1 protein-coding gene is annotated in these 1,426 nt (G+C 70.7%); it reads right to left on the bottom strand.

What is annotated here, in order from left to right; all coding sequences use genetic code 11:
- Positions 1 to 187: 187 nt before the first annotated feature.
- The gene (locus tag ACFWE1_RS07255; protein WP_376932793.1) at positions 188 to 1,201 is read right to left on the bottom strand and encodes a DMT family transporter; all 1,014 of its coding nucleotides are present in this window, start codon (positions 1,199 to 1,201) and stop codon (positions 188 to 190) included.
- Positions 1,202 to 1,426 lie beyond the last annotated feature (225 nt).

Genomic DNA, 1,426 nt, shown 5'->3' on the forward strand with positions numbered 1-1,426 from the left:
GCCAAGCACAAAGCAGGAAGCGGCCACCCCCCCCTCCCCACCAACCCCCCACCCCCACTTCGGCATTGTGACACAAGCAGGGGGGCCAAAACGATGCCGAAGTGGCGCAAACGGTCGGGCGGAAGGGGCGGATGCCTCGCGGGCGCATGCTGGTGCCGTCCGGCCCGAGCGAACCAGGCGCGGCGCGCTACGCCGCAGGCGCCTCGGCCGCAGCGCGTCGCGGCAGGCGCAGCCGGCCCTGGGCGAGCAGGATGCCGAGCAGCACGAGCAGCGCCCCGATCGGCTCGTGCCAGCTGAACCGCTCGCCGAGCAGCGCGACGCCGAGCGCGACGCCGACGACCGGGGTGACGTAGGTGACCGTCGAGGTGCCGGTCGGTCCCCAGGCCCGCAGCACGTTGATGTTCCAGATGTACGCGAAGCCGGTGCCGAGGATGCCGAGCGCGAGCAGCGAGCCGCCGACGGTCCAGTCGAGCCGCACGGGCCCGAGCGCGAGCCACGGCGTCAGCGCGAGCATCACGAGGGCCGAGACGCCGATCGAGAGGAACGCGAACGTCGCGGGCGCGATCGGCCGGTGGCTCAGGAATTTGCGCTGGTACCCGAAGGTGAAGCCGTAGCAGGCGGTCGCGAGGAGGCAGGCGAGCTGCCCGGCGAGGCTGCCGGTGAGCGCGTGGTACTGCCACGGCCCGATGACGACGACCACCCCGACGATGCCGATGCCGACGCCCACCCAGCGGCTGAGCCCGAGCCGTTCCACCCGGAAGGCGAGGGTCGCCATGAGCGCCGTCATGATCGGCGTCGTCGCGTTGTAGATCGAGGCGAGGCTCGAGGAGACGTACTGCTCGGCCCACGCGAAGCACAGGTACGGGATGACGCACGTCGTGAACGAGACGACCAGGAAGTGCAGCCAGACGATCGGCTCCCGCGGCAGCACGGGCCCCGGCCGGCCGTCGGCGCCGGGCACGCGCGGCCGCGTCACGGCGACGATCACGCCGAGCGTGAGGGCGCCGAGCAGCACCCGCGACCAGGCGATCTGGCCGAAGCTCACGCCCGCGAGCGCGAGCTTCATGAACAGGAAGCTCGCGCCCCAGACGAGCCCCATCACGAGGAACTGCGCCCATGTCGACCACCGCTTCGGCCCGGGCTGGGGCACGGTCGCCGTGCGGCCGGGAACTGCTGCGTCGCGGGGTCCGATGCTGCTCACCCGTCGAGGCTACGGCCGCCCGCCGACGGGCGGAACGGCCCGGGGCATCCCTGTCCGGAATCCGCGGATGAACGGCAGCTGCACCCACCGCCCCCGCTCGCCATCCGGACGGCCATCCCCCCTGAGCGCCACCGTGGAAGCGCAGCGGGGGAGAAAAAGAGGGGGAAAGCAAAAAGGGGAGAAAAAACAAAAGAAAAAGACAAAAAGAGAGGAAAAGAGAAAAAA

It is taken from the genome of Agromyces sp. NPDC060279 (assembly GCF_042726785.1).
Taxonomy (GTDB): Bacteria; Actinomycetota; Actinomycetes; order Actinomycetales; family Microbacteriaceae; genus Agromyces.